At 56.2% G+C, this 23731-nt stretch carries 37 protein-coding genes; 31 read left to right on the forward strand and 6 right to left on the reverse strand.

Going from position 1 to position 23731, the window contains the following annotated elements:
- From BO74_RS08080 to rplQ, 30 genes are all read left to right on the forward strand, one after another.
- Positions 1-150 (forward strand): EF-Tu C-terminal domain-related protein (locus BO74_RS08080; protein WP_496441505.1); only part of this gene is annotated, 150 nt, incomplete at its 5' end.
- Positions 151-204: 54 nt separating this feature from the next.
- Positions 205-516, forward strand: a complete 312-nt coding sequence (rpsJ, locus tag BO74_RS08085; RefSeq protein WP_305073101.1) for a 30S ribosomal protein S10 — start codon at positions 205-207, stop codon at positions 514-516.
- Positions 517-626: 110 nt separating this feature from the next.
- A complete protein-coding gene (rplC, locus tag BO74_RS08090) occupies positions 627-1271 on the forward strand; it encodes a 50S ribosomal protein L3 (RefSeq protein ID WP_496441391.1) in 645 nt (214 codons plus the stop codon).
- Positions 1271-1891 (forward strand): 50S ribosomal protein L4, encoded by a 621-nt coding sequence (rplD, locus tag BO74_RS08095; protein ID WP_496441392.1) that lies wholly within the window; start codon positions 1271-1273, stop codon positions 1889-1891. Before rplC ends, rplD begins: the two co-directional genes overlap by 1 nt.
- On the forward strand, positions 1888-2190 hold the full coding sequence (gene rplW / locus BO74_RS08100; RefSeq protein WP_496441394.1) for a 50S ribosomal protein L23: 303 nt from the start codon (positions 1888-1890) through the stop codon (positions 2188-2190). The genes rplD and rplW overlap by 4 nt, the downstream gene beginning before the upstream one ends.
- Positions 2190-3017 carry a 50S ribosomal protein L2 gene (rplB, locus tag BO74_RS08105; RefSeq protein WP_496441396.1) on the forward strand — a complete coding sequence of 276 codons (828 nt, stop codon included), beginning with the start codon at positions 2190-2192 and terminating at the stop codon, positions 3015-3017. The genes rplW and rplB overlap by 1 nt, the downstream gene beginning before the upstream one ends.
- A gap of 13 nt (positions 3018-3030) precedes the next feature.
- Positions 3031-3306 (forward strand): 30S ribosomal protein S19, encoded by a 276-nt coding sequence (gene rpsS / locus BO74_RS08110; protein ID WP_496441398.1) that lies wholly within the window; start codon positions 3031-3033, stop codon positions 3304-3306.
- A 10-nt stretch (positions 3307-3316) separates the two neighbouring features.
- Positions 3317-3646, forward strand: a complete 330-nt coding sequence (rplV, locus tag BO74_RS08115) for a 50S ribosomal protein L22 (protein WP_496441507.1) — start codon at positions 3317-3319, stop codon at positions 3644-3646.
- A 9-nt stretch (positions 3647-3655) separates the two neighbouring features.
- Positions 3656-4501 (forward strand): 30S ribosomal protein S3, encoded by an 846-nt coding sequence (gene rpsC, locus BO74_RS08120; RefSeq protein ID WP_496441400.1) that lies wholly within the window; start codon positions 3656-3658, stop codon positions 4499-4501.
- Entirely contained in the window at positions 4485-4898 is a 414-nt protein-coding gene (gene rplP / locus BO74_RS08125) for a 50S ribosomal protein L16 (RefSeq protein WP_496441402.1), read from the forward strand. Before rpsC ends, rplP begins: the two co-directional genes overlap by 17 nt.
- A 3-nt stretch (positions 4899-4901) precedes the next feature.
- Positions 4902-5096, forward strand: a complete 195-nt coding sequence (gene rpmC / locus BO74_RS08130; protein WP_496441404.1) for a 50S ribosomal protein L29 — start codon at positions 4902-4904, stop codon at positions 5094-5096.
- Positions 5093-5356, forward strand: a complete 264-nt coding sequence (gene rpsQ, locus BO74_RS08135; RefSeq protein ID WP_496441406.1) for a 30S ribosomal protein S17 — start codon at positions 5093-5095, stop codon at positions 5354-5356. Before rpmC ends, rpsQ begins: the two co-directional genes overlap by 4 nt.
- 123 nt (positions 5357-5479) lie before the next feature.
- Positions 5480-5848, forward strand: coding sequence for a 50S ribosomal protein L14 (rplN, locus tag BO74_RS08140; RefSeq protein ID WP_496441408.1), 369 nt, complete (start codon positions 5480-5482; stop codon positions 5846-5848).
- A 9-nt stretch (positions 5849-5857) separates the two neighbouring features.
- Positions 5858-6175, forward strand: a complete 318-nt coding sequence (gene rplX / locus BO74_RS08145; protein ID WP_496441410.1) for a 50S ribosomal protein L24 — start codon at positions 5858-5860, stop codon at positions 6173-6175.
- A gap of 9 nt (positions 6176-6184) precedes the next feature.
- Positions 6185-6724 carry a 50S ribosomal protein L5 gene (gene rplE, locus BO74_RS08150; protein ID WP_496441412.1) on the forward strand — a complete coding sequence of 180 codons (540 nt, stop codon included), beginning with the start codon at positions 6185-6187 and terminating at the stop codon, positions 6722-6724.
- A gap of 7 nt (positions 6725-6731) precedes the next feature.
- Positions 6732-7037, forward strand: a complete 306-nt coding sequence (gene rpsN, locus BO74_RS08155; RefSeq protein ID WP_496441414.1) for a 30S ribosomal protein S14 — start codon at positions 6732-6734, stop codon at positions 7035-7037.
- A 17-nt stretch (positions 7038-7054) separates the two neighbouring features.
- The gene (rpsH, locus tag BO74_RS08160) at positions 7055-7450 is read left to right on the forward strand and encodes a 30S ribosomal protein S8 (protein WP_496441416.1); all 396 of its coding nucleotides are present in this window, start codon (positions 7055-7057) and stop codon (positions 7448-7450) included.
- A 9-nt stretch (positions 7451-7459) separates the two neighbouring features.
- A complete protein-coding gene (rplF, locus tag BO74_RS08165) occupies positions 7460-7993 on the forward strand; it encodes a 50S ribosomal protein L6 (protein ID WP_496441417.1) in 534 nt (177 codons plus the stop codon).
- 12 nt (positions 7994-8005) lie between these two features.
- Positions 8006-8359, forward strand: coding sequence for a 50S ribosomal protein L18 (gene rplR / locus BO74_RS08170; protein ID WP_496441508.1), 354 nt, complete (start codon positions 8006-8008; stop codon positions 8357-8359).
- Between the two features lie 29 nt (positions 8360-8388).
- Positions 8389-8913: a 30S ribosomal protein S5 gene (gene rpsE, locus BO74_RS08175; RefSeq protein WP_496441419.1), complete on the forward strand. Its 525-nt coding sequence runs from the start codon at positions 8389-8391 to the stop codon at positions 8911-8913.
- Positions 8914-8916: 3 nt separating this feature from the next.
- The gene (gene rpmD, locus BO74_RS08180) at positions 8917-9099 is read left to right on the forward strand and encodes a 50S ribosomal protein L30 (protein ID WP_496441420.1); all 183 of its coding nucleotides are present in this window, start codon (positions 8917-8919) and stop codon (positions 9097-9099) included.
- A 1-nt stretch (position 9100) separates the two neighbouring features.
- Positions 9101-9535, forward strand: coding sequence for a 50S ribosomal protein L15 (gene rplO / locus BO74_RS08185; protein WP_496441422.1), 435 nt, complete (start codon positions 9101-9103; stop codon positions 9533-9535).
- 86 nt (positions 9536-9621) lie between these two features.
- Positions 9622-10881, forward strand: coding sequence for a preprotein translocase subunit SecY (gene secY, locus BO74_RS08190; protein WP_496441511.1), 1260 nt, complete (start codon positions 9622-9624; stop codon positions 10879-10881).
- 1 nt (position 10882) lies between these two features.
- Positions 10883-11101 carry a translation initiation factor IF-1 gene (gene infA, locus BO74_RS08195; protein WP_496441424.1) on the forward strand — a complete coding sequence of 73 codons (219 nt, stop codon included), beginning with the start codon at positions 10883-10885 and terminating at the stop codon, positions 11099-11101.
- Between the two features lie 76 nt (positions 11102-11177).
- Positions 11178-11291 (forward strand): 50S ribosomal protein L36, encoded by a 114-nt coding sequence (gene rpmJ, locus BO74_RS08200; protein ID WP_263769975.1) that lies wholly within the window; start codon positions 11178-11180, stop codon positions 11289-11291.
- A gap of 66 nt (positions 11292-11357) precedes the next feature.
- Positions 11358-11720 carry a 30S ribosomal protein S13 gene (gene rpsM / locus BO74_RS08205; RefSeq protein WP_496441427.1) on the forward strand — a complete coding sequence of 121 codons (363 nt, stop codon included), beginning with the start codon at positions 11358-11360 and terminating at the stop codon, positions 11718-11720.
- A gap of 12 nt (positions 11721-11732) precedes the next feature.
- The gene (gene rpsK, locus BO74_RS08210) at positions 11733-12122 is read left to right on the forward strand and encodes a 30S ribosomal protein S11 (protein WP_496441428.1); all 390 of its coding nucleotides are present in this window, start codon (positions 11733-11735) and stop codon (positions 12120-12122) included.
- 12 nt (positions 12123-12134) lie between these two features.
- The gene (gene rpsD, locus BO74_RS08215; RefSeq protein WP_496441429.1) at positions 12135-12764 is read left to right on the forward strand and encodes a 30S ribosomal protein S4; all 630 of its coding nucleotides are present in this window, start codon (positions 12135-12137) and stop codon (positions 12762-12764) included.
- 41 nt (positions 12765-12805) lie between these two features.
- Entirely contained in the window at positions 12806-13783 is a 978-nt protein-coding gene (locus tag BO74_RS08220; protein ID WP_496441431.1) for a DNA-directed RNA polymerase subunit alpha, read from the forward strand.
- 32 nt (positions 13784-13815) lie between these two features.
- A complete protein-coding gene (gene rplQ, locus BO74_RS08225) occupies positions 13816-14214 on the forward strand; it encodes a 50S ribosomal protein L17 (protein ID WP_496441432.1) in 399 nt (132 codons plus the stop codon).
- Positions 14215-14563: 349 nt separating this feature from the next.
- Here the strand turns inward: rplQ and msbA are convergent, their stop codons facing one another.
- The 5 genes from msbA to BO74_RS08250 form a co-directional block, all read right to left on the reverse strand.
- The gene (msbA, locus tag BO74_RS08230) at positions 14564-16369 is read right to left on the reverse strand and encodes a lipid A export permease/ATP-binding protein MsbA (protein ID WP_496441434.1); all 1806 of its coding nucleotides are present in this window, start codon (positions 16367-16369) and stop codon (positions 14564-14566) included.
- A gap of 98 nt (positions 16370-16467) precedes the next feature.
- On the reverse strand, positions 16468-17826 hold the full coding sequence (locus BO74_RS08235) for a hypothetical protein (protein ID WP_496441436.1): 1359 nt from the start codon (positions 17824-17826) through the stop codon (positions 16468-16470).
- Between the two features lie 190 nt (positions 17827-18016).
- On the reverse strand, positions 18017-18961 hold the full coding sequence (locus BO74_RS08240) for a glycosyltransferase family 2 protein (RefSeq protein WP_496441437.1): 945 nt from the start codon (positions 18959-18961) through the stop codon (positions 18017-18019).
- 63 nt (positions 18962-19024) lie between these two features.
- On the reverse strand, positions 19025-19981 hold the full coding sequence (locus tag BO74_RS08245) for a glycosyltransferase family 2 protein (protein WP_496441439.1): 957 nt from the start codon (positions 19979-19981) through the stop codon (positions 19025-19027).
- A gap of 31 nt (positions 19982-20012) precedes the next feature.
- Complete coding sequence (locus tag BO74_RS08250; protein WP_496441440.1) at positions 20013-21776, reverse strand: carbamoyltransferase family protein; 1764 nt, start codon at positions 21774-21776, stop codon at positions 20013-20015.
- 202 nt (positions 21777-21978) lie between these two features.
- On the opposite strand from BO74_RS08250, the gene BO74_RS08255 reads away from it, so the two are divergent.
- Positions 21979-22779, forward strand: a complete 801-nt coding sequence (locus BO74_RS08255; RefSeq protein ID WP_496441442.1) for a lipopolysaccharide kinase InaA family protein — start codon at positions 21979-21981, stop codon at positions 22777-22779.
- Here the strand turns inward: BO74_RS08255 and BO74_RS08260 are convergent.
- The gene (locus BO74_RS08260; RefSeq protein ID WP_496441443.1) at positions 22776-23663 is read right to left on the reverse strand and encodes a lysophospholipid acyltransferase family protein; all 888 of its coding nucleotides are present in this window, start codon (positions 23661-23663) and stop codon (positions 22776-22778) included. The genes BO74_RS08255 and BO74_RS08260 overlap by 4 nt on opposite strands.
- Positions 23664-23731: the final 68 nt, after the last annotated feature.

Raw genomic sequence — 23731 nt, forward strand, 5'->3', positions numbered from 1 at the left:
GAAGGTACCGAAATGGTCATGCCGGGCGACAACGTGCAGATGACGGTCAAGCTGATCTGTCCGATCGCGATGGAAGAAGGTCTGCGCTTCGCTATTCGTGAAGGCGGTCGTACCGTCGGCGCCGGCGTCGTCGCAAAAATTATCGAGTAATAGTTACTACGCGGGCGGGAAGTCTCCCGCCCCTTCGCTCTTTGGAACCTGAAAATGCAAAATCAGAAAATCCGTATCCGGCTGAAAGCTTTCGATTATCGCCTCATCGATCAGTCCGCTCTTGAAATCGTCGAAACTGCCAAGCGCACCGGGGCTGTCGTACGTGGCCCGGTTCCCTTGCCGACTCGTGTCCAGCGTTTTGATGTGCTGCGTTCGCCGCACGTCAACAAGACCTCCCGTGATCAGTTCGAGATCCGTACGCACCTCCGTCTGATGGACATCATTGATCCTACCGACAAGACCGTCGATGCGCTGATGAAGCTCGATCTTCCGGCTGGAGTGGATGTAGAAATTAAATTGCAGTAATAGCTTTAAGCCGGCTATAATGGCCGACTTTCACCGAGTGGCATCAAGCGATGCCACTCATTTTGTTTTGTGCTCGCCGGCCAATCGCAGCTGGCAAGAGGAGAATAACCATGAGTCTAGGCCTTGTTGGGCGCAAGGTCGGCATGACGCGCATCTTTACCGACGACGGCATGTCCGTTCCGGTAACAGTGCTCGACGTGTCGAACAATCGCGTCGCCCAGATCAAAACGCCTGAGAGCGACGGCTACACCGCCGTGCAAGTAACCTTCGGCAAGCGGCGCGCGTCGCGTGTCACGAAGTCGTTGGCCGGTCACTTGGCCAAGGCGGGTGTCGAAGCGGGTGTGTTGCTCAAAGAGTTCGTCCTGTCCCCAGAGGAAATTTCGTCGCTCAAGCCCGGTGATCAGATCAGTGTTTCGATCTTCGCCGTCGGCCAGAAGGTCGATGTGACCGGGAATACGATCGGTAAAGGTTTTGCCGGCGGAATCAAACGGCATCATTTCAGTTCGCAACGTGCTACGCACGGCAACTCCGTGTCCCACAACGCACCGGGCTCCATTGGTATGAACCAGGATCCGGGTCGTGTTTTCCCCGGGAAGCGTATGGCGGGGCATCTTGGCGATGTCAAGCGCACGCAGCAGAATCTCGAGGTGGTTCGCGTTGATGTCGAACGTCAGTTGTTGTTGGTTAAGGGTGCAGTTCCTGGCTCCAAGGGGTCGGATTTGGTCGTGCGCCCGGCTGTGAAGGCGGGGGCATAATGGAACTCAAGCTTATCAATGAGCAGGGCCAGGAAGCCAGCCGGTTGCAGGCATCGGACGTTTTGTTCGGGCGTGAATACAACGAGGCTCTGGTTCATCAGGTCGTTGTCGCTTATCAAGCCAACGCGCGTAGCGGGAATCGCGCGCAGAAGGATCGTGGGCAAGTCAAGCACACCACGTCCAAGCCGTTCCGTCAAAAGGGTACCGGTCGTGCGCGTGCCGGTATGTCCTCCTCGCCGTTGTGGCGCGGGGGTGGTCGCATCTTCCCGAATTCTCCTGAAGAGAATTTCAGCCAGAAGCTGAATAAGAAAATGTACCGTGCAGGTGTTGCGTCGATTCTGTCGCAACTTGTGCGTGAAGACCGGTTGGCTGTCGTCGATAGCATCTCGGTTGATGCGCCGAAGACCAAACTCTTCGCGCAGAAGATCAAGGGCATGGGTTACGACTCGGTGTTGGTGATTACCGACAGCCTCGACGAGAACGTTTACCTTGCTTCGCGCAATTTGCCGAATGTGCTTGTCCTGGAAGTGAATGAAGCTGACCCGGTGTCGCTGGTTCGTTTCCCCAAGGTGTTGATGACGAAGAGTGCCGTCGCCAAGTTTGAGGAGATTCTGGGATGAATCAACAGCGTTTGATGCAAGTGTTGCTTGCTCCTCAGATTTCTGAGAAGGCGACCTACGTCGCGGACAAGAACGAGCAGGTTATTTTCCGGGTTGCGTCCGACGCGACGAAGCCGGAAGTCAAGGCTGCGGTGGAGTTGCTGTTCAAGGTGGCTGTCGAGTCGGTTCAGATTGCCAACGTGAAGGGCAAGCAGAAGCGCTTCGGGCGCCACATGGGAAGCCGCAAGGGCTGGAAGAAGGCGTATGTCAGCTTGAAACCGGGCCAAGAGATTAATTTCGTTGATGGAGGGGCTGTGTAATGGCACTCGTCAAAGTAAAACCGACTTCGCCTGGTCGTCGCGCCGTAGTCAAGGTCGTCAATGCCAATCTGCACAAGGGTGCGCCCCACGCCGCTTTGGTCGAGGCGCAGTCGAAGAACGCCGGTCGCAACAATAACGGCCGTGTGACCACGCGGCACCAGGGCGGTGGCCACAAGCAGCACTATCGCCTCATCGACTTCAAACGCAACAAGGATGGTATTCCGGCGAAGGTCGAGCGCATCGAATATGATCCGAATCGGACCGCCAACATCGCGTTGCTGTGCTACGCGGACGGCGAGCGCCGCTACGTGGTTGCGCCGAAGGGGCTGGTGGTTGGTCAGCAGGTTGTCAGCGGTTCAGAGGCGCCCATCAAGGCCGGAAACGCACTGCCTATTCGCAACATCCCCGTTGGTACGACAATTCATTGCGTTGAAATGATTCCTGGCAAGGGTGCGCAGCTCGCGCGCTCGGCAGGGACCTCCGCTCAATTGCTGGCTCGCGAGGGCGTTTATGCGCAGCTTAGACTGCGTTCCGGCGAAATTCGCCGAGTGCATGTCGAGTGCCGGGCCACTGTCGGAGAAGTTGGCAACGAAGAGCACAGCCTGCGTTCAATCGGCAAGGCCGGTGCGAATCGCTGGCGCGGAATTCGCCCGACAGTCCGTGGTGTGGTCATGAACCCGGTGGATCACCCGCACGGTGGTGGTGAGGGCCGTACTGCATCCGGTATGCCGCAGGTTACTCCGTGGGGGCAGAAGACCAAGGGGTATCGCACTCGCAGCAACAAGCGTACGACCTCGATGATCGTGCAGCGCCGTCATAAACGCTAAGGGATAGAGAACTATGGGACGTTCCATTAAAAAGGGCCCGTTTGTCGATGCCCACTTGCTTAAGAAGGTCGAGACGGTTCGTGCAACCAGCGACAAGCGCCCGATCAAGACTTGGTCGCGCCGTTCTACGGTGCTTCCGGATTTCGTTGGGCTGACGATTGCGGTTCATAACGGCAAGCAGCACATTCCGGTCTACGTTACGGAAAACATGGTCGGGCATAAGCTGGGTGAGTTTTCGCTGACCCGTACGTTCAAAGGCCACACCGCCGGCAAGAAGGCGAAGAAGTAAAGGAATGGATATGGAAACACGTGCTATTTTGCGCGGCGTTCGGCTCTCCGACCAAAAGGGTCGGCTGGTTGCCGACCAGATCCGCGGATTGCCTGTGGATAAAGCGCTCAACATCTTGACGTTCAGCCCCAAGAAGGGCGCTGGAATCATGAAGAAGGTGCTTGAGTCGGCGATTGCCAATGCTGAACACAATGACGGTGCTGACATCGACGAGTTGAAAGTCAAGAGTGTCTATGTCGAGAAGGGCATGGTGCTCAAGCGCTTCACGGCCCGAGCGAAGGGGCGTGGCAACAGGATCGTCAAGCCGACCTGTCATATTTTCTTGACCGTCGGAAACTAAGGAAAAGAAATGGGACAGAAAATTCATCCGACCGGCTTCCGGCTGTCTGTTACGCGTGATTGGTCGTCGCGCTGGTATGCCAACAGCAAGAACTACTCGACCATGCTGAACGAAGACGTTCAGGTTCGAGATTACCTTAAGAAGAAACTCAAGCACGCCTCTGTCGGGCGCGTATTGATCGAGCGTCCCGCTCGCAACGCCAGGGTTACCGTGTTCTCGGCGCGCCCGGGTGTTGTCATCGGTAAAAAGGGCGAGGACATCGATCAGCTCCGCACGGCGCTGCAGCAGATCATGCGTGTTCCGGTGCATGTCAGCATCGAAGAGATCCGCAAGCCTGAGCTTGATGCGCAACTGATTGCCGATTCGATTACGCAGCAGCTCGAGAAGCGCATCATGTTCCGTCGCGCGATGAAACGTGCAATGCAGAACGCAATGCGGCTGGGCGCCCAGGGTATCAAAATCATGAGCTCCGGGCGTCTGAATGGTGCGGAAATTGCGCGGCGTGAGTGGTATCGCGAAGGGCGTGTTCCGCTGCATACACTGCGTGCCGACATCGATTATGCGACCTCGGAAGCGCTTACGACCTACGGCATCATTGGTGTCAAGGTCTGGGTGTTCAAGGGTGAGGTTCTCAATCGTGACGAAGCGGCTGAGGGGGCTGCGACCGATTCGCCGGCTTCCGAAGAGCCGGGTCGTCGGCCGCGGCGTGCCGCTAAGCCGTCCGGCGATGCGGATCGCGCTAAGCGCGCCGTAAAGGGCAATGGTGAGTCGGCCGTCGAGGGCGCTGCTACAGACGCCAAGGCGCCGGCAAAACGAGTAAGAAAGGCAGGAACGACTGATGCTGCAGCCAACTAGAAGAAAGTACCGCAAGGAGCAAAAGGGCCGGAATACCGGTCTGGCTACGCGCGGGACGAAAGTGAGTTTCGGCGAGTTTGGCCTCAAGGCGACTGGGCGCGGTCGTCTGACTGCTCGTCAGATTGAGGCGGCGCGTCGCGCGATGACCCGTCATATCAAGCGGGGTGGGCGTATCTGGATCCGGATTTTCCCCGACAAGCCTATCTCCAAGAAACCCGCTGAAGTCCGTATGGGTAACGGTAAGGGAAATCCCGAGTACTACGTTGCCGAAATACAGCCCGGCAAGATGTTGTACGAGATGGATGGCGTTGCCGAGACGCTGGCGCGTGAAGCCTTTGCGCTCGCCGCGGCGAAGCTGCCCATCCCGACGACGTTTGTAACCCGAATCGTAGGGTGAGAAATGAAAGCCAGTGAACTAAGAGCGAAAAGCGTTGATGAATTGAACAAGGAGCTCCTTGAGCTTCTGAAGGCACAGTTCAATCTGCGCATGCAAAAGGCGACGCAGCAATTGACCAACCTTAGCCAGATCGGCAAGGTTCGGCGTGATATTGCGCGCGTTCGCACTCTTCTTCGTGAAAAGGCGGTGCAACAATGAGCCAAGAAATCAGAAGGCGTGCCCTGGTTGGGCGTGTTGTCAGCGACAAGATGGACAAGACCGTTACGGTTTTGGTTGAGCGTCGAGTCAAACACCCGATCTACGACAAGATCATCGTGCGTTCAAAGAAATATCACGCGCACAACGAAGAAAACCAGGCGAAAGCCGGGGATCTCGTGGAAATCCAGGAAGCGCGTCCTTTGTCGAAGACCAAGTCTTGGGCGGTTACCAAGCTGCTCGAAAAGGCGATCGCGATTTAGGCTTGTGCTTCACTAAAAATCGGATATAATGCTTGTCCCTCGCGCCCGACCTATGACGTCGGGCGTTCTTGCCCTTCGGGGTTCCAAGACTGACCGCGTTGGCGGGACAAGTTGGAGACATAAATGATTCAGATGCAGACGGTTCTGGACGTTGCCGACAATACCGGCGCGCGTTCAGTTATGTGTATAAAAGTGCTCGGTGGCTCGAAGCGCCGCTATGCGAGCGTTGGCGATATCGTCAAGGTCAGCATCAAGGATGCCGCGCCGAGAGGTCGGGTCAAGAAAGGTGACGTCTACAATGCCGTGGTTGTGCGCACGGCAAAGGGTGTTCGTCGGCCGGATGGCTCGCTGGTGAAGTTTGACAACAATGCGGCAGTGTTGTTGAACAATAAGCTGGAGCCTATCGGAACCCGTATTTTCGGGCCGGTTACGCGCGAACTTCGTAGCGAGCGATTCATGAAAATCGTGTCGCTGGCGCCTGAAGTGCTGTAAGGGGTGGCGATGGAAAAGATTCGTAAGGGCGATGAAGTTATTGTCATCGCTGGCAAAGACAAGGGCAAGCGCGGTGCAGTTGTTCGGCGTACAGATGCTGATCATGTCGTGGTTGAAGGTGTTAATCGCGTCAAGAAGCACGTGAAGCCGAATCCTGTCAAGGGTGTCGTGGGCGGGGTTGTCGACAAGGACATGCCGTTGCACGTATCCAACATCGCGTTGTTTAACCCGTCCACCAAGAAGGCGGATCGGGTTGGCTTCAAGGTTCTTGAGGATGGCAAGAAGGTGCGTGTCTTCAGGTCGAATGGCGAACAGGTCGGGGTATAAGGAGCGGACATGGCACGTTTGCTGGACTATTACAAGAGTACGGTAGCTCCGGAGTTGGCTCAGAAATTTGGGTACAAGTCCGTGATGGAAATCCCGCGTATCACCAAGATCACCCTGAATATGGGTGTGGGTGAGGCGGTGGCTGACAAGAAGGTGCTGGAAAACGCCGTAGGCGATATGACCAAGATCGCTGGCCAGAAGCCGGTTGTGACCAAGTCGCGCAAGTCGATCGCCGGCTTCAAGATTCGCGAAGGTTACCCGATTGGTTGCATGGTTACGCTTCGTGGTCCGCGGATGTTCGAATTCCTTGATCGTCTGGTTGCCGTGGCGCTTCCGCGCGTTCGGGACTTCCGTGGTGTCTCCGGAAAAGGCTTTGATGGCCGTGGCAATTACAACATGGGCGTCAAGGAACAGATTATTTTCCCGGAAATCGAGTACGACAAAATTGACGCGTTGCGTGGTATGAACATCAGTGTTACGACCACCGCAAAGAGCGATGAAGAGGCGCGGGCACTCCTCGCGGCCTTCAAATTTCCGTTCAAGAACTGAGGCTTACATGGCGAAACTAGCACTGATTAACCGTGAAGATAAGCGGCGCAAGATCGTAGAGAAGTACGCGGCAAAGCGTGCGGAACTCCTGGCGATCATCGGTGATGTGTCCCGTTCGGAAGAAGAGCGTTTTGAGGCAAGGCAGAAGTTTCAGGCGTTGCCGCGGAATGCGAGTCCCGTGCGTTTGCGTAACCGTTGTAAGGCGACCGGGCGTCCGCGCGGCGTGTTCCGTAAGTTCGGTCTGGGGCGCAGTAAGTTGCGTGACTTCGTGATGCGGGGCGAGGTGCCCGGCATGACCAAGGCTAGCTGGTAAGCAGGAGAGTATACGATATGAGTATGAGCGATCCGATCAGCGATATGCTGACCCGCATCCGCAATGCGCAGCTGGCTAACAAGCCGTCGGTTGCCATGCCTTCTTCCAAGGTAAAGGTTGCAATCGTAAAAGTGTTAAAAGACGAAGGATACGTCGAGGATTTTGCCGTTACCGACAGCGAGGGCAAGGCGACGTTGGAAATCGCGTTGAAATATTACGCCGGACGGCCGGTTATAGAGCGAATTGACCGGGTGTCGAAGCCTGGCTTGCGTATCTATAAGGGCGTTGGCGATATTCCGCGCGTGATGAACGGCCTTGGCGTGGCGATCGTCTCCACGCCAAAGGGGGTAATGACAGATCGCAAGGCACGCGCCAGCAATGTGGGTGGCGAAGTGCTCTGTATCGTCGCTTAAGGGGAAGCTATGTCCCGTGTTGCAAAGAATCCGATCGTGCTTCCGCAAGGCGTTGATGTCGCCATCGGCGGTGCTGATATCACGGTCAAGGGGCCGTTGGGGTCTATCAAGTTTGATCTGAATCCGGCCGTTTCCGTCACCAAAGAGGACTCGTCTCTGCTTTGCAGGCCGGTGGACGGGGTGGAGAATTCGCATGCTCTGTCTGGGACGGTGCGCGCAATCCTCGCCAATATGGTCACTGGTGTTACTAAGGGTTTCGAACGCAAGCTCACGCTTGTCGGCGTTGGTTATCGTGCGCAGGCCCAGGGCGATGTTCTCAACCTGACGTTGGGCTTTTCGCATCCGGTTGCACACAAGATGCCGGCCGGTGTGAAATGCGAAACCCCTACGCAGACCGAAATTCTGATCAAGGGCGTCGATAAGCAGCAGGTTGGTCAGGTCGCTGCAGAAGTTCGCGCTTACCGGCCGCCGGAGCCGTACAAGGGCAAGGGTGTTCGCTATGCGGACGAAGTTATCGTTCTCAAGGAAACCAAGAAAAAGTAAGGTGCTGAAATGATTGACAAGAAACAGGCGCGTTTGCGTAGAGCCCGCAAAACCCGGGCCAAGATTGCCGAACTAAATGCCGTGCGCTTGTCCGTGCACCGGACGAACTGCCATATCTACGCGCAAGTGATCTCGGCGTGCGGATCGAAGGTTCTTGCGTCGGCTTCGACGCTTGAGAGCGCAGTCCGCAAGGATCTGGCGAACGGAGGCAATGCGGCGGCAGCCGCGATGGTGGGCAAGTTGGTTGCAGAACGTGCCGCGAGTGCCGGGATTCAGCAGGTTGCTTTCGACCGTAGTGGCTATCAGTACCACGGACGCGTCAAGGCGCTGGCCGAGGCCGCGCGTGAAGCCGGCCTCAAGTTCTGAGCGCGCCGGACATAAGATTGGAGTAAGCGATGGCAAAACCGCAAAGCAAAAAGACCCAGCAGGCCGATAAGCCGGATGATGGGTTCCGCGAAAAAATGATATCCATCAACCGTGTCACCAAGGTTGTAAAAGGTGGCCGGATTCTCGGATTCGCTGCACTCACTGTCGTAGGTGACGGAGATGGCCGAATCGGTATGGGTAAGGGCAAGTCGCGTGAAGTTCCGGTGGCTGTGCAGAAGGCCATGGAAGAAGCGCGCCGCAAGATGGTTAAGGTGAGTCTGAAGAACGGAACATTGCACCATACCGTCGTGGGTCGCCATGGCGCTTCGAGCGTGATGATGCAGCCGGCGCCGGAAGGTACGGGCGTTATCGCGGGCGGTGCAATGCGTGCCGTGTTCGACGTGATGGGCGTGACCAACATTGTCGCCAAGGCTCACGGCTCGACCAACCCGTACAACATCGTTCGGGCTACGATCAACGGGCTGCAAGCGATGAACACGCCGGCTGAAATCGCGGCCAAGCGTGGAAAATCCGTCGAAGATATCCTGGGGTAAGCGATGGCTGAGAAGAAAGTTAAAGTAACGCTCGTGAAGAGCCTTATCGGCACGAAGCAGTCGCATCGTGCGACCGTGCGCGGCCTTGGCCTGCGTCGTCTGAATAGTGTTTCGGAACTCGAAGACACGCCGGCGGTTCGCGGAATGATCAACAAGGTGGCTTACCTTGTTAAGTGTGAGGGCTAAGATGAGACTTAATACTATTCAACCTGCCGTTGGTGCAAAGAAGGACGTGCGTCGCGTCGGCCGCGGTATTGGATCGGGTCTCGGCAAGACCGCCGGTCGTGGGCATAAGGGCCAAAAGTCTCGTGCTGGCGGCTTCCACAAGGTTGGTTTTGAAGGCGGTCAAATGCCACTTCAGCGTCGCTTGCCGAAGCGTGGTTTCGTCTCGCTGACTAACGCTCGTAACGTCGAGGTTCGGCTTTCCGAGATTGACAAGCTACCCTTGGAAGAAATCGATCTTCTTTCCCTGATGCAGGCGAACCTGGTGTCCGCGCATGCGCTGTCTGCAAAGGTGGTTTTGTCTGGAGAGATCTCGCGGAAGGTTGTTCTTAAGGGTGTTGGGGCAACGCGTGGCGCGAAAGCAGCAATCGAAGCTGCCGGCGGCCGCGTTGAGGACTGATTTTTTACTGACGGCGGTGTCACTTGGCGACTAGTTCTGGGCAAATTGGAAAAAGCGGAAAGTACGGCGATCTGAAGCGCCGTCTGATGTTTTTGCTGGGCGCCTTGTTGGTGTACCGTATCGGATCCCATATCCCTGTTCCGGGTATCGATCCGACGGCGCTTGCCGAGTTTTTCAATCGGAATCAGGGCGGTATCCTCGGCATGTTCAACATGTTCTCCGGGGGCGCCCTGAAGCGCTTTACGATCTTCGCCTTGGGTATCATGCCTTATATCTCTGCGTCGATCATCATGCAGTTGATGAGCCACGCCAGCCCTCAGTTGGAAGCATTGAAGAAAGAGGGCGAGGCAGGCCGAAGAAAGATTACCCAGTACACTCGCTACGGAACGGTCGTGCTGGCGGTCTTCCAGGGGATTGGTATTGCTGTCGGTGTCGAATCGCAAGGCCTTGTTCTCGAGCCTGGGATGCTGTTCCGGTTTGTCACCGTTACGACCTTGCTGACGGGAACCATGTTCCTGATGTGGCTGGGTGAACAGATCACCGAACGGGGGCTGGGCAACGGGATCTCGATCATTATCTTCTCGGGTATTGCGGCCGGATTGCCGAGTTCCATCGGTGGGTTGCTCGAGTTGGTTAGAACTGGCGCGATGCACCCGCTTTCGGCGATATTCATCACGGTTCTTGTCGCGGCCGTGACAGCTGCAGTCGTGTTCGTCGAACGAGGTCAAAGAAAGATTCTCGTCAATTACGCCAAGCGGCAGGTCGGTAACAAGATCTATGGTGGGCAAAGTTCTCACTTGCCCCTCAAGCTCAACATGTCCGGTGTTATCCCGCCGATCTTCGCGTCGTCGATTATTTTGTTTCCGGCGACCATTGCAAATTGGTTCGGCGCAAACGATTCTCTGCGTTGGCTGAAAGACGTCGCAGCGGTGCTGTCTCCCGGGCAGCCAATTTATGTGATGCTGTACGCCACAGCAATCGTATTCTTCTGTTTTTTCTACACTGCTTTGGTATTCAATTCCAAAGAAACGGCTGATAACCTGAAGAAGAGTGGGGCGTTCGTGCCGGGGATCCGTCCAGGGGAGCAGACCGCACGGTATATCGACAAGATTTTGATGCGCCTCACGCTGATTGGCGCGGCTTATATAACTCTTGTCTGTCTTGTTCCGGAATTTCTCATCCTGAAGTGGAATGTGCCGTTCTATTTTGGGGGTACATCGTTGCTGATTATCGTCGTGGTAACTATGGATTTCATGACTCAGGTCCAAGCCTACGCGATGTCGCATCAGTACGAAGGCCTGCTGAAGAAGGCGAACTTCAAGGGTGCTGCGGGTTCGGCGAGATAGCATGGCGAAAGAAGACCTGATCGAGATGCAGGGCGAGGTTGTCGAAAACCTCCCAAACGCAACTTTTAAGGTGAGGCTAGAGAATGGACACATAGTCCTCGGTTTTATCTCCGGAAAGATGAGGATGCACTACATCCGTATCCTTCCCGGTGACAAGGTGACGGTTCAGTTGACACCCTATGATTTAAGTCGCGCACGAATCGTTTTTCGTGCCAAATAAAGAATCTCTACGTGGTACAAGCAAATTGGCAAACGGCTGGCTGCGCCTGCTGCCAAAAATATATTAGGAGTAATACATGAAAGTGCTGGCATCTGTTAAGCGCATCTGCCGCAACTGCAAGATTATTCGGCGCCACGGCATCGTGCGCGTGATCTGCTCCGATCCGCGTCACAAGCAAAGGCAAGGGTAATCGCCATCTCTGTCGAGAGTATGGCCGATTACTGTTCATTTACGTTCAGAGAATTGGGGTAAAACGATGGCCCGCATAGCAGGGGTAAATATTCCCAACCACCAACATGCAGAAATTGCGTTGACTGCGATTTTTGGTATTGGGCGCAGCAGAGCACAGAAGATCTGTGACGCTGCTGGAATCGTCCGCTCGACGAAGGTTAAGGATTTGACCGAAGCCGAGATGGAACGTTTGCGTGATCAAGTCGGGACTTTCGCGGTTGAAGGCGATCTACGCCGTGAAGTGACCATGAGCATCAAGCGGTTGATGGATCTCGGCTGTTATCGTGGGCTGCGCCACCGTAAGGGGCTGCCGGTTCGCGGGCAGCGCACCCGCACCAACGCCCGCACGCGCAAAGGTCCGCGCAAGGCTATTGCTGGCAAAAAGTGATAGGAACTAATCATGGCCAAGACTGCAACCAAGGTTCGCAAGAAAGTTAAAAAGAATATTGCTGAAGGTATCGCTCACATTCACGCGTCCTTCAACAATACGATTATCACCATCACCGACAGGCAAGGTAACGCCCTGTCGTGGGCAACGTCTGGCGGCGCCGGCTTCAAGGGGTCGCGTAAGAGCACGCCGTTCGCAGCGCAGGTCGCTGCCGAAGCCGCCGGAAAAGCGGCGCAGGAATGCGGTGTCAAGAACGTCGAAGTGCGTATCAAGGGCCCAGGCCCCGGACGCGAGTCCTCGGTTCGTGCGCTGAACGCCCTCGGGATGAAGATCACGTCCATCACCGACGTTACCCCGATTCCACACAATGGCTGCCGGCCGCCCAAAAAGCGCCGGATTTAAGGAGAAGGAAAAGTGGCTCGTAATCTCGATCCCAAATGCCGTCAATGTCGTCGGGAAGGTGAGAAGCTCTTCCTGAAAGGCGAGAAGTGTTTTTCCGACAAGTGCGCCATTGAGCGTCGCTCGTATGCACCGGGGCAGCACGGACAAAAGTCCGGTCAGCGTCTGTCTGACTATGGCGTTCATCTTCGTGAGAAACAGAAGATCCGCCGTATCTACGGTGTGCTCGAAGGGCAATTCCGTAAGGTTTACAAGGAAGCCGACCGGCGCAAGGGCGTGACCGGTGAAAATCTGCTTCAGTTGCTCGAATCGCGACTCGATACAGTGGCTTTCCGTATGGGATTTGGCGCCTCGCGTTCGGAGTCCCGTCAGGTGGTTCGCCATAACTGCATTCTCGTCAACGGTCGGCGCGTGAATATCCCGTCGTATCAGGTCAAGCCGGGTGATGTCATTGAAGTTGCTGAAAAGGCAAGAAATCACCTCCGTATCAAGGCAGCGCTCGAAGCGGCTGAATCTCGTGGCTTCCCCGAGTGGGTTGAAGTGAACGTCAAGGAAGCCAAGGGTACCTACAAGGCACGTCCGGAGCGTAGCGAATTGCCCTCGTCGATCAACGAAAGCCTCGTGGTCGAACTGTATTCCAAGTAATTGAGGGTAGTGCTTGATTGACGCGAAGCAAAGGACAAGACATGTATAGCAGCAGTGGACTATTGAAGCCGCGCATCATTGACGTACAGAGTTTGTCGCCTGTGCACGCCAAGGTGGTTATGGAGCCGTTTGAGCGTGGTTACGGGCACACGCTCGGCAACGCTCTACGGCGTATCCTGCTTTCCTCCATGCCAGGTTTCGCTGCCACAGAGGTCAGCATTGACGGCGTTCTGCACGAGTACTCCACGATTGACGGTGTTCAGGAGGATGTCGTCGATATTCTGCTGAACCTGAAGGGCGTCGTGTTCAAGTTGCACAACCGCGAAGAGGCTGTGTTGCATTTGAGCAAGGAGGGTGAGGGCATCGTTCGTGCGGGTGATATCGCGGTATCGCATGACGTTGAAATCATTAACCCGGAGCACGTGATTGCACACATCTCCTCGGGTGGCAAACTCGCACTCGAACTGAAGGTTGAGAAGAGCCGTGGTTATATTCCTGGCAATCTTCGCGACCTCGGCGATGCCGGAAAGAGCATCGGCAAGCTGGTTCTCGACGCGTCGTTCAGCCCAGTTCGTCGGGTGAGCTACTCTGTCGAGAGCGCTCGTGTCGAGCAACGTACCGACCTCGACAAGCTGGTCATGGAAATCGAGACCAACGGCGTTATCGAGCCCGAAGAGGCCATCCGGAATGCCGCGCGTATTCTGATGGAGCAGTTGTCGGTGTTCGCTGACCTGGAAGGGACGGCTCTGCCGGTGGAGCACCAGAAGGCGGTTCAAGTTGACCCGCTGCTGCTGCGCCCCGTCGATGATCTTGAGCTGACCGTTCGCTCCGCGAACTGCCTCAAGGCCGAAAACATCTACTACATAGGCGACCTGATTCAGAGAACTGAAAATGAGTTGCTCAAGACGCCGAACCTTGGGCGTAAATCGCTTAACGAGATCAAGGAAGTGCTCGCCGCACGTGGCTTGACGCTCGGCATGAAGCTCGAAAACTGGCCGCCGGCCGGGTTGGATAAATAATTGCCCCGGCGCAACGATAGGAAGGAAATTTTATGCGTCATCGTTTAGGTCTTCGTAAACTCAATCGGACCAGTTCACATCGACTGGCCATGTTGCGCAATATGACCGTTTCGCTCCTCAAGCACGAAACCATCAAGACTACGCTTCCTAAGGCGAAGGAATTGAGGCGTGTTGCTGAGCCGATCATCACCTTGGGAAAGAAGCCGAGCCTCGCCAACAGGCGTTTGGCATTCGACCGCCTTCGCGATCGCGATGTGGTGGTTAAGGTGTTTGATATCCTCGGGCCGCGTTACGCTGGCCGAAATGGGGGCTATCTGCGTATTTTGAAGTGCGGCTTCCGTGATGGGGATAACGCCCCGATGGCTATTGTCGAGTTGTTGGATCAGCCCGAAGCTAGCGAAGCTGAGGGTGATATCGAGAATGCTGCGTAAGTAGGTTGATATCCCCCGCGGCAAGCGGATAATGGGACAAAACCGAACGGGCTGTGGTGTGCTGATGCATACACAGCCCTTTTTTTTTTAAGATCGCGATGCTCTCGATACGGTTCTCTGCGCAGATACATCGTTTCGGCGGGGCCATCTTAACGGAGCACTGCTCTGGCAACTGCGCTAGATTGGTTGAAAGCGTATCAGAGGCGAGCGTCGTAAGCGATTGCCCTTGCCCGTCTGAATGTGGTGTCGATGAAGGCGGGCTGAGCGAGATGCGATAGCGTCTCTACGCAACTTGATGAAGCAGGAAGTATCCACTCGTGTCTGTACAGGTTTATTGGGCTCGGTGTGCTTATTTGGTCTCCTCGCCACTGCCGGCACTTTTAAACTGCATCGAGTGGAGACGTGCGTAGTGGCCTTTTAGTGCTAGCAAGTCAGCGTGCGAACCCCGTTCGACAATACGCCCGTGGTCCATCACCACAATCACGTCAGCTTTCTCGATCGTTGAGAGACGGTGGGCAATGACCAGTGTTGTTCGGTTCCGCGTGACGTGGTCCAGCGCATTCTGGATATATCGTTCGGACTCGGTATCCAGCGCGGACGTGGCCTCATCGAGGATAAGAATCGGGGCGTTCTTCAGAATTGCCCGAGCGATGGCAAGACGTTGGCGCTGTCCGCCTGACAGCAGTACGCCGTTTTCTCCCACGAGCGTGTCGTAGCCATGGGGGAGTTTCTCGATGAATTCCTTGGCATAAGCAGCCTCTGCCGCAGCCTCGATGGCCTTGCGCGGCGTGCTGGCGAGGTCGCCGTAGGCGATGTTGTTGGCGATGGTATCGTTGAACAGCGACGTCTGTTGTGTGACCAGCGCTATGTGACGGCGGAGGTTGCGTAGGGTGTAATTTTCGACGTCGATTCCGTCGATCAAGATCTGTCCATGCTCATGATGGTAGAAGCGAGGCAGCAGGCTGGCCAATGTTGACTTGCCGCTGCCGGAGCGGCCTACCAGCGCGATCATCTGGCCTGGCTCAATGGTCAGATTGATGCCGTCCAGAACCTTGCCGCTTTCCTCCGCATAGCTGAACGTCAAATCACGGATCTCGATTCTTCCAGAGACACGTTCTTGTTCAACGGTGCCTGCGTCGGCTTCAGGCAATTCATCGAGTTGCGAGAAGATGCTTTCCGCACCCGCAAGACCTTTCTGGATCGTCGCGCTGACTTCTGACAATTGGCGTATCGGTTTTGGCAGCATGCCCGCGGCGGTAATATAGGCGACCAGGTCGCCGGCGGAGGCGTCGCCCCTGAGCAGGAGCACGAGAAACAGAAGCACCGACATGGTACTGAACGTGACCAGTTGCAACGCTGGAGTGAACGTGGCAGATGTTCGCGCCATGCGTAATTGCTTGTTTGTATTCGCCTCGCTGGATGCTTTGAAGCGCCCGGCTTCGTAGTTCTCGCCACCGAAACTGCGCACGACACGGTAGCCTTGTATGGTCTCCGAGGCGATGTGCGTCAGATCGCCCATGGCTGCCTGTATCTTCTTACTCTGTTTTCGGAACTTGCGGCTCGCACTGCCCACCATTACACCGATGATCGGGAGAATGGCAACCATGACCAGCGTGAGTTTCCAGTTCATCCACAGAAGGTAGCCAAAGAGAAAGGCAACGGTCAGGCCTTCGCGGATGATTACCTTGATGGCATCTGTTGCAGCGCCCGTAACCATCGTCACGTTGTAGGTGATACGGGAAATCAGGTGGCCGGAATTGTTCTGGTCGAAGTAGGTGTTCGGCAGGTGCAACAAGCTTTTGAAAAGCGCCAGCCGCAAGTCGTGAATGAGTCCTAGCGAGACTTTCGCCAAGAAATAGTTGCCGAGGTATGAACCTATGCCTTGCCAGAAAACGATGACCACCAGCAGCAACGGGATTCCGTATGCCAGATCGAGGTCGCCAAGCAGTGGAATGGCACGGAAAGTCGAAGTCGCGGGGTCGGTCAGGCCGTCCACGAAAAACTTAAGAATGCCTGCTTGCATCGGCTGGGCCGAGGCAAAGATGATGAATCCGAGCAGGCTGAACGCGAATTGGCCGATATACGGGCGAAGGTAGCCGAGGAGACGGAAATAAATCCGTAGAGAACTGGTTGGCTGAATACCGGGTGTATGCATTGATAGGCTGGAGTAAACGGAAGTTTTTATTTTTGAACTTCAGAATCTTGCGTGAAAAAGGCACGGAGCCGAATTGTGAAGTGCAATAACGCTGAGGATCATCGGGATTCCCCTCGCTGCAACACGACGACGGCGTCACCGCTCTTGTTTGAGAAGCGCGATATCTCTTCCAAATCTAGCGAATCGAGCCATTCAGTTTTTTCTGTATCGCGGTGGGGAAGGTAGATCACTAAGTGGTTGATTTCTCCTTGGACGATAGCGTTGCTGATCTCTTTGGGGGAGAGGAGGGGTTTCTTGGGTCGATTGAACGTTGGTCCCGCAAAGTAGCGAGTTCGTGGATCTTCAATGTACGTGCCTGAAGCGAGTTCCGGATGCGATTTCAGCCATTGGCCAGCCTCGCGGAACTGGGTTTTCTTGGGTGAAAGGGATACGACATTGGCCAGAGCGGCAAGAACAAGGCAAATGATGAACGTTACGCGCCATCGTGGCCATAATTCAAATATGCGCTGCATTCCGATGGCGACTAGAGGGATCGTCAGTATATTGAGGAAAATTACATAACGGCTGCTCATGAACAGGTTGTGCATCACGAAAGCGAGCAAAACGAATGTATAAATGAGGAAGAACTGGGCTTGCGGTTGCCAGGAACGGAAATGGCAGCGAAGTCGCTGGGAATAGAGGAAGAATGCGAATGGAACGATCAAGACGCCATTGTTGGTGATGAATTTCTTGATTACCGTTGCTGCCAGCCCAAAGAAAAGAATCGACTTCGCTTCGTCAGTGGAATAATGACTCAGGATCGATGTGCCAAACTGCTCTGCCACGATATTGAATTTGTTGAGAGAAGCAAACGGATTGGCGGCCGTACTGTAGTCGACAATCCGCGAGCCCAGATCAGGTTGCCCTGATGCGAATGCTGCGAGAAGAAGTGCGCAGCCCGTGACCGGCAAAATACTGAGTGACAGTGAGTGCTTCAAGCGCTGCTGCCAGGAATAGCGCATAAATAGCGGCCAAATTGCGAGTGCACCGAAAAAGACAGCTCCTTCTATACGGAACAGGCAGGCAACTGCCAGAAGTAATTGGGGCAGTAGAGCGTTGCTAAACCCGGGTCGCCTTTGCCATCGCAAAGCGGCGAGCAAAGCCTGCAGACAGAGCAGCCACCAGCCGACCTCCCTGATGATCTCATTACGTTGCTCGTTGAATGCCGGCAATGAAAGCACGACCAGGCACGTGTACCAAGCGATAGACTGAAACTGGGTCTGTGCGATGCGGACCATTGTGGCGCATGCCCCGGCGAAAAGCAGTGAGTTTAGAACGTAGGCGGCGACTTCCAAGCCAAGTCCGGTGATCTTTGCGACGAGAGCGATGCATACGGGGAAGAAGACCCAGTCGAAATTTTCACGTGCGGCAGCTATACCCTCTTCAAGGAAAATGGCCGCTGTTTCGATGTACAGCATTCCGTCGCGGTTGGGGAGTTCTGTGTAGTAGATGGCGACAGATGAGAGCAACAAACTGCAGATAAATGCACACCAAACAGGATTAAAGAGAATCCTCTGTAGGGGCTTTGCGATTAGGGGGGAGGGAGTGGTACGGGATAGCATGGAATTGCGGTGGATTGTGTACGATCGTTTGGGCTTCTTGGATTGATCAAAGGCTGAGAGGGCCGGACTTTTTTCGGAAAAGTGTCTTCGCCCACAGCCGAAGCGCTTTCTTTGTGTAACTCAAATTGAACAAGACTCTCCAATCCTGTTTGACGGCGAGCTTGAAAAACTCTTTTGCTGATGCATAGTCGTTCGCCAGATAGGCGCTGCGAAAGAGCGACAGGCAGCGCTGAGTGAAAAACGGCTTTTTGAGCGATTGAAATTCTTGCCCGAGGCGACGTTCCGAAAACACCTCTTCAACCAACCGTGTCCCCCCCGCCTTGGCGTGGGAAAACTGGTGGCGAAGGCTGTCGTCGTGTTTGTAAATTCGTGCCAGCGGTGTTCTCAGGACAGTGCACGGATAATGTGCCAAAGCTTGTGCGAAAACCGGAATGTCCTCGGCGCTTTTGAACGCCTCGGGATACACGCCTCTTTCGAACAACGACCGGTGCACTGCGCAGGCACCGTTGCACAGAACGATGCTCTTATCCAACAGGTAGCTACGTACCCGTTCAAACGATGAGTCGGGTAGGTCGTTCGGTATCTGGGTGCGCTGCTTGTCGTTTGGCAGTACGGACGTGTGTCCGCCGATGACCAGACGGGTTTCCGGGTGAGCGACAATATGAGCTCCCAATTCTCCCAAAGCGCCCGGCAATAATTCGTCGTCGGCGTCGAGAAAAATCAGGAAAGTGCCTCTCGCTTCTCGTATTCCCCTGTTGCGGGCCGATGATGCTCCACCGTTCTCCTTGAGAATGAACTGGACGTTGCCGTGAATCTTCTGCCGGAGCTTATCCACAAGGAGTGGGGTGCCATCCGTTGAACCGTCGTCGATGACGATCAACTCGTGGTTTCGCGTCAATTGTTGTACGACCGAGGTGACGGCTCGTTCCAGTGTTGAAGCATAGTTGTAGGCGGGAATGACAATGCTCAGCAAGATTTCATCATGGGCCATCGTGACTTCGCTTTCTGGATTCGGATTCAATCGGGGTTGATTCCGGCAAAAAGGTGGAGCGCGTCATTTATGTCGAAGATCATTGTGCGGTTGTTGTTGTCTTGCCAGTCTGCCAAGGATGTCGCCAAAGCGTCGGAAGTCGTCTGGACGAGGTGTTTTTTTATAGCTTCGTAGTAACGACCGGATAATTTCAAGGCCAAGCCAAGGGCATTGTTTTCGTGTCCGTCGCCATACCCGTTTCATCTTCAGCCGGTAATGCGAGCGGATGTCATTGTCAGGAATTGCGCCAGGATTCTCGGCGAGGAATTTGGCTGATGTGATGAACTGGGCACCAAGCATCTTGATCCGTTGACGGGATGTGTTGCCGGGGTGCTTCCGATAACTGGCAAGTGTTTCGGGAATACGGGCGATACTGTACCTTGCAGCCAGTCGTAGCCAGCAATCCATATCCTCCAGCGGCAGATTCCGGTCGAATCCGCCGAGAGCGAGAAATGAGGGGCGGTGGAGCGTGACTGTCGGATTGAAAATAAAATATTCTTCGAGAAAAAGTTCACGAAAGGCATTCTTTTGCGGCCCCGGGTCTGGGCGCCCTTTGGGGTTTTTACGAGTGACGCGTTCGCCATTTTCGTCGATTAGGTCTACGTCGGCGTGAACCAAGGCTAGGTCCGGAGCTTTCCATTCCGAGATGGCTTGTTGAATCTGCTCTATTTTTCTTGGGTAAATGATGTCGTCGGAGCCTAGGAGGTGTACCCATTCACCTTGGCAGGCCTCGATGCAAGCGTTTGAGTTGGCACTTACCCCTTGATTCTCTCTTCGTTCGACAACAATGCGACGAAAGCGGGCACGATGCGCCTCGAGAAACCGCTGGGCAATGTCGTAGGTGCCGTCTGTCGAACCGTCATCGATGAGCACTAGCTCAAGTTCTGGATAAGTCTGCTCGCAGACAGAAGCAAGGCAGGCTTCAATAAACTTGCTGTGGTTATAAGCGGGAATGGCCACGCTTACGAGGGGAATGCCCATGGTTTTTCCGTGAAATAGTCGGTCAATCAGGCTATGGAGTTGCTCCCTGAATATTGTGTTGTGGCGGGGGCTTGACCACCAGCACATCCTCCATGACCAGATACTCCAGATCCGAGCCATAGAACATGTTCAGCGCATCCGTGGGCGAGCAGATCATCGGTTCGCCGCGGCGGTTGAGCGAGGTGTTGAGGACGACGCCGTTGCCGGTGAGCTTTTCGAGTTGCTGCATCAGGTCGTAGTAGCGCGGGTTGAAATCGCGCTTCAAGACTTGGGCGCGCGATGTGCCGTCTTCGTGCACGACTTCCGGCACGCGTTCTTTCCAGCCTGGCGCGACTTCGAAGGTGAAGGTCATGAACGGGGCCGGGTGGTCGCTGCCAAGCATCTGCGGACCGACGGTGTCGAGCATGCTGGGGCAGAAGGGGCGCCAGCGTTCGCGGAACTTGATCTGTTCATTGATGCGGTCGGCGACGCCGGGCACGCTCGGGCAGCCGAGGATCGAGCGGCCGCCGAGGGCGCGCGGGCCGAACTCCATGCGGCCCTGGAACCAGGCGACCGGGTTGCCGTCGGCGAGGATCATGGCGATTTCCTGCGGCACATCGTTGATCCTTTGCCACTGCGGTTGTTCCGGATGGCGAGTACAGGCGGCAATGACGTCTTCGTTGCTGTACGACGGGCCGAGGTAAACGTGCTCCATTTTCTCCACCGGCACGCCGCGCTCGACCGAGACGTACGCGGCGGCGCCGATGGCGGTACCGGCATCGCCGGAGGCCGGCTGCACGAACAGTTCCTTGAGTTCGGGGCGGGCGATGATTTTCTGGTTGAGCTTGACGTTGAGTGCGCCGCCGCCCGAGAAGGCGAGCTTGCCGGTTTCGCGCAGGATGTCGCCGAGGTAGTGATCGATCATCTGCAGCGACAGATCCTCGAACAGCTTCTGCATGCTTGCCGCGTAGTGGATGTACGGGTCGTCGGCGATGTCGCCAACGCGTTTCGGACCGAGCCAGTCGATCAGCTTCGGTGAGAAATAGAAGCCCTTGCCGTTTTCCTTGTAGCGCCGAATGCCGATCACGTTGGCGTAGTCGGTGTTGATGACGAGTTCGCCGTTCTCGAATTTGGCGAGGCGCGAAAAATCGTACTTGTCAGGGTTGCCGTAGGGCGCCATGCCCATGACCTTGTACTCGCCATCGAGCATTTCGAAACCGAGGAACTCGGTGATCGCGCCATACAGGCCGCCGAGCGAATCCGGGTCGTAGAATTCCTTGATCTTGTGGATCTTGCCGTTTTCGCCGTAGCCAAAGAAGGTGGTGGCGTATTCGCCTTTACCGTCAATGCCGAGAATCGCTGTCTTCTCCTGGAAGCCCGAGCAGTGATAGGCGCTGGCCGCGTGCGCGAGGTGGTGTTCGACCGGGACGATCTCGACTTTCTTCGGGTCGAAGCCGAGCTGGGTCAGGCACCATTCGATGCGTTTCTTGTAGCGGTAGAAGCGGCGGTTGCCCGTGAAGATTGCGTCGAGCGAGCGATCCGGTGCGTACCAGTAGCGCTTGGCGTAGTGCCAGCGCGCCTTCTCGCCGAGGCTGATCGGGGCGAACGGAATGGCCACGGCATCGACGTCCGACGGCTTGATGCCGGCGAACTGGAGGCAGAACTTCGCCGCCTCGTAGGGCATGCGGTTCTTGGCGTGTTTGTCGCGCACGAAGCGTTCTTCTTCCGCTGCGGCGACCAGTTTGCCGTCGATGTAAAGTGCCGCCGACGGGTCATGCGTCAGCGCGCCGGAAAGTCCGAGTATTGTCAGTGCCAAGATTGCGTCTCTCGCAAGAGTTTCCCGGGGCGCAGAGTTCGTGTCCCGGTTGGAAAGGCCGAACAGTATACCTGTACTCAAGTTGTTGCGGCGACTGCGTTTTTCTACTGTTTACCCAGCGGGGCGTATTCCCTTATTTCGCGAAATCTCCCAGAATGGCGCCCCCTTGAGAACGAGATTACGCCTCGCGGATGAAATACCCATGAAAGACTTCATCAACCCTCGCTGGCAGTCCATCCTGGCGCACAACGGTCTGGCAAGCTTCGATGCATTTTGGCAGCGCGAGGCCGAATGGTTCGAGCCGCCGAACAAGCGTCGTGGCGGGTGGAGCGGCGTCGCCCGTTGTGAATTGCAGTTGCCGGAAGGCGGCAGCACGGCCATCTTTCTCAAGCGGCAGGAAAACCACGGAACGCGTTCAGTGTTGCACCCGTTGCGCGGCGTGCCGACGTTCCTGCGCGAGTTCAAGCGAATCATGGCGTATCGGCGGTGCGCCGTCCCGACGCTGGAGCCAGTGTTTTTTGGAATGCGCACGTACGGCAAGGATCAGCGGGCCATCCTGGCGACGGAGGAACTCGCCGGGTTTGTTTCGCTCGATGATCTGGTTCAAGGATGGGGGCGCACCGGCGTTCCGTCGCGGCAGGGGCGTCTTCGGATTCTGGCAGCCGTCGCCGACTTGTTGAAGCGCATGCACGCCCATGGCATCCAGCACAATTGCTTTTATCCCAAGCACGTTTTTGTCCGGATCAATGCGGATGGCGGGGTCGAGGCGCGGGTAATCGACCTCGAAAAATCGCGTCGCCGTCTTTTAAAGGTGATGTGCGCGCTACGCGATCTGTATTCCCTGAACCACTACTCTCAGACGGCCTGGTCTCGTACTGACCGGCTGTGGTTTCTCAAGCAGTATCTCGGCATACGCAAGCTTGATGCGTATGCTAAATGGCTCTGGCGCAGCGTCGCCGGGCGCTCGGCGAAGAAAAGTCTGGCGAGGCAGGCGGGGCGCTAATAGAAGCGCTTTTCGCCTTCCGGTCGGGTCTTGAAGCGGCGATGGACCCAGTAATACTGTTCCGGCATGGTCCGGACCGCGGTTTCTATCCAGGCGTTCATCCGCACCGTGTCGGCCTCCGCGTCGGCGGTCGGGAAGTTCTCCCAGGCGTCGCCGATTTCCGTGACGTAGCCTTCGCCGTCCGGTCGGGTGCGGGTGACGCAGGTCAGCACGACCGCGCCGGCCGCGCGCGCCAGCCGCGAGAGGCCGGCCGTCGTTGCCGCCGGGACGCCGAAGAACGGAACGAAGATCGCTTCGCGGCGCCGGGTGTTCAGGTCGGGAAGGTAGTAGAAGGGGCGTCCGGATTTCATCGCCTTGACGGTCGCCCGGATGCCGTCCTGACGGGTCAGCAGCAACTGGTCGCCGAAGCGGCGGCGACCGTTCAGCAACAGGCGGTCAAAAACGGGGTTGGCCTGTTCGGCGTACATGCTGAGCGAGTCGAAACGCATCGCGACCGCGACGCCGCCGGCGTCGAGTCCGACGAAATGCGGTGCAAGCAGGATGACCGGCCGGCCGGCGTCGAGCTGGGCGCGGATTTTCTCGGCGCCCTCGATGCGAATCAGGCGCTCCAGTCGTTCGCGGCTGGACCACCAGAGCAGGCTGCGTTCGAGGATCGAGCGGCCGAGAATGCGGAAGTGGTCCTTGACGAGGGCTTCCCTCTCGTCCTCGTTCCATTCGGGGAAGCACAAGCCGATATTTATCCGCACCACTTTTCGACGCTGACTCCCGATGCGGTAGAGAACGAGCCCGAGCGCGCGGCCGATCGGGGCGAGCGCCGGCAACGGCAGGAAGTGCAGCAGCCAGAACAGGAGGACGACAGGTTGGCTGAGGAGGTTGCGGATCATGGAGGCAGGGGAATGCACGGGGAACGGCATTGTATTGCCATCACCGCCGGTGTTCCATAGCCGGCCGA

The organism is Propionivibrio pelophilus DSM 12018, from assembly GCF_059569095.1.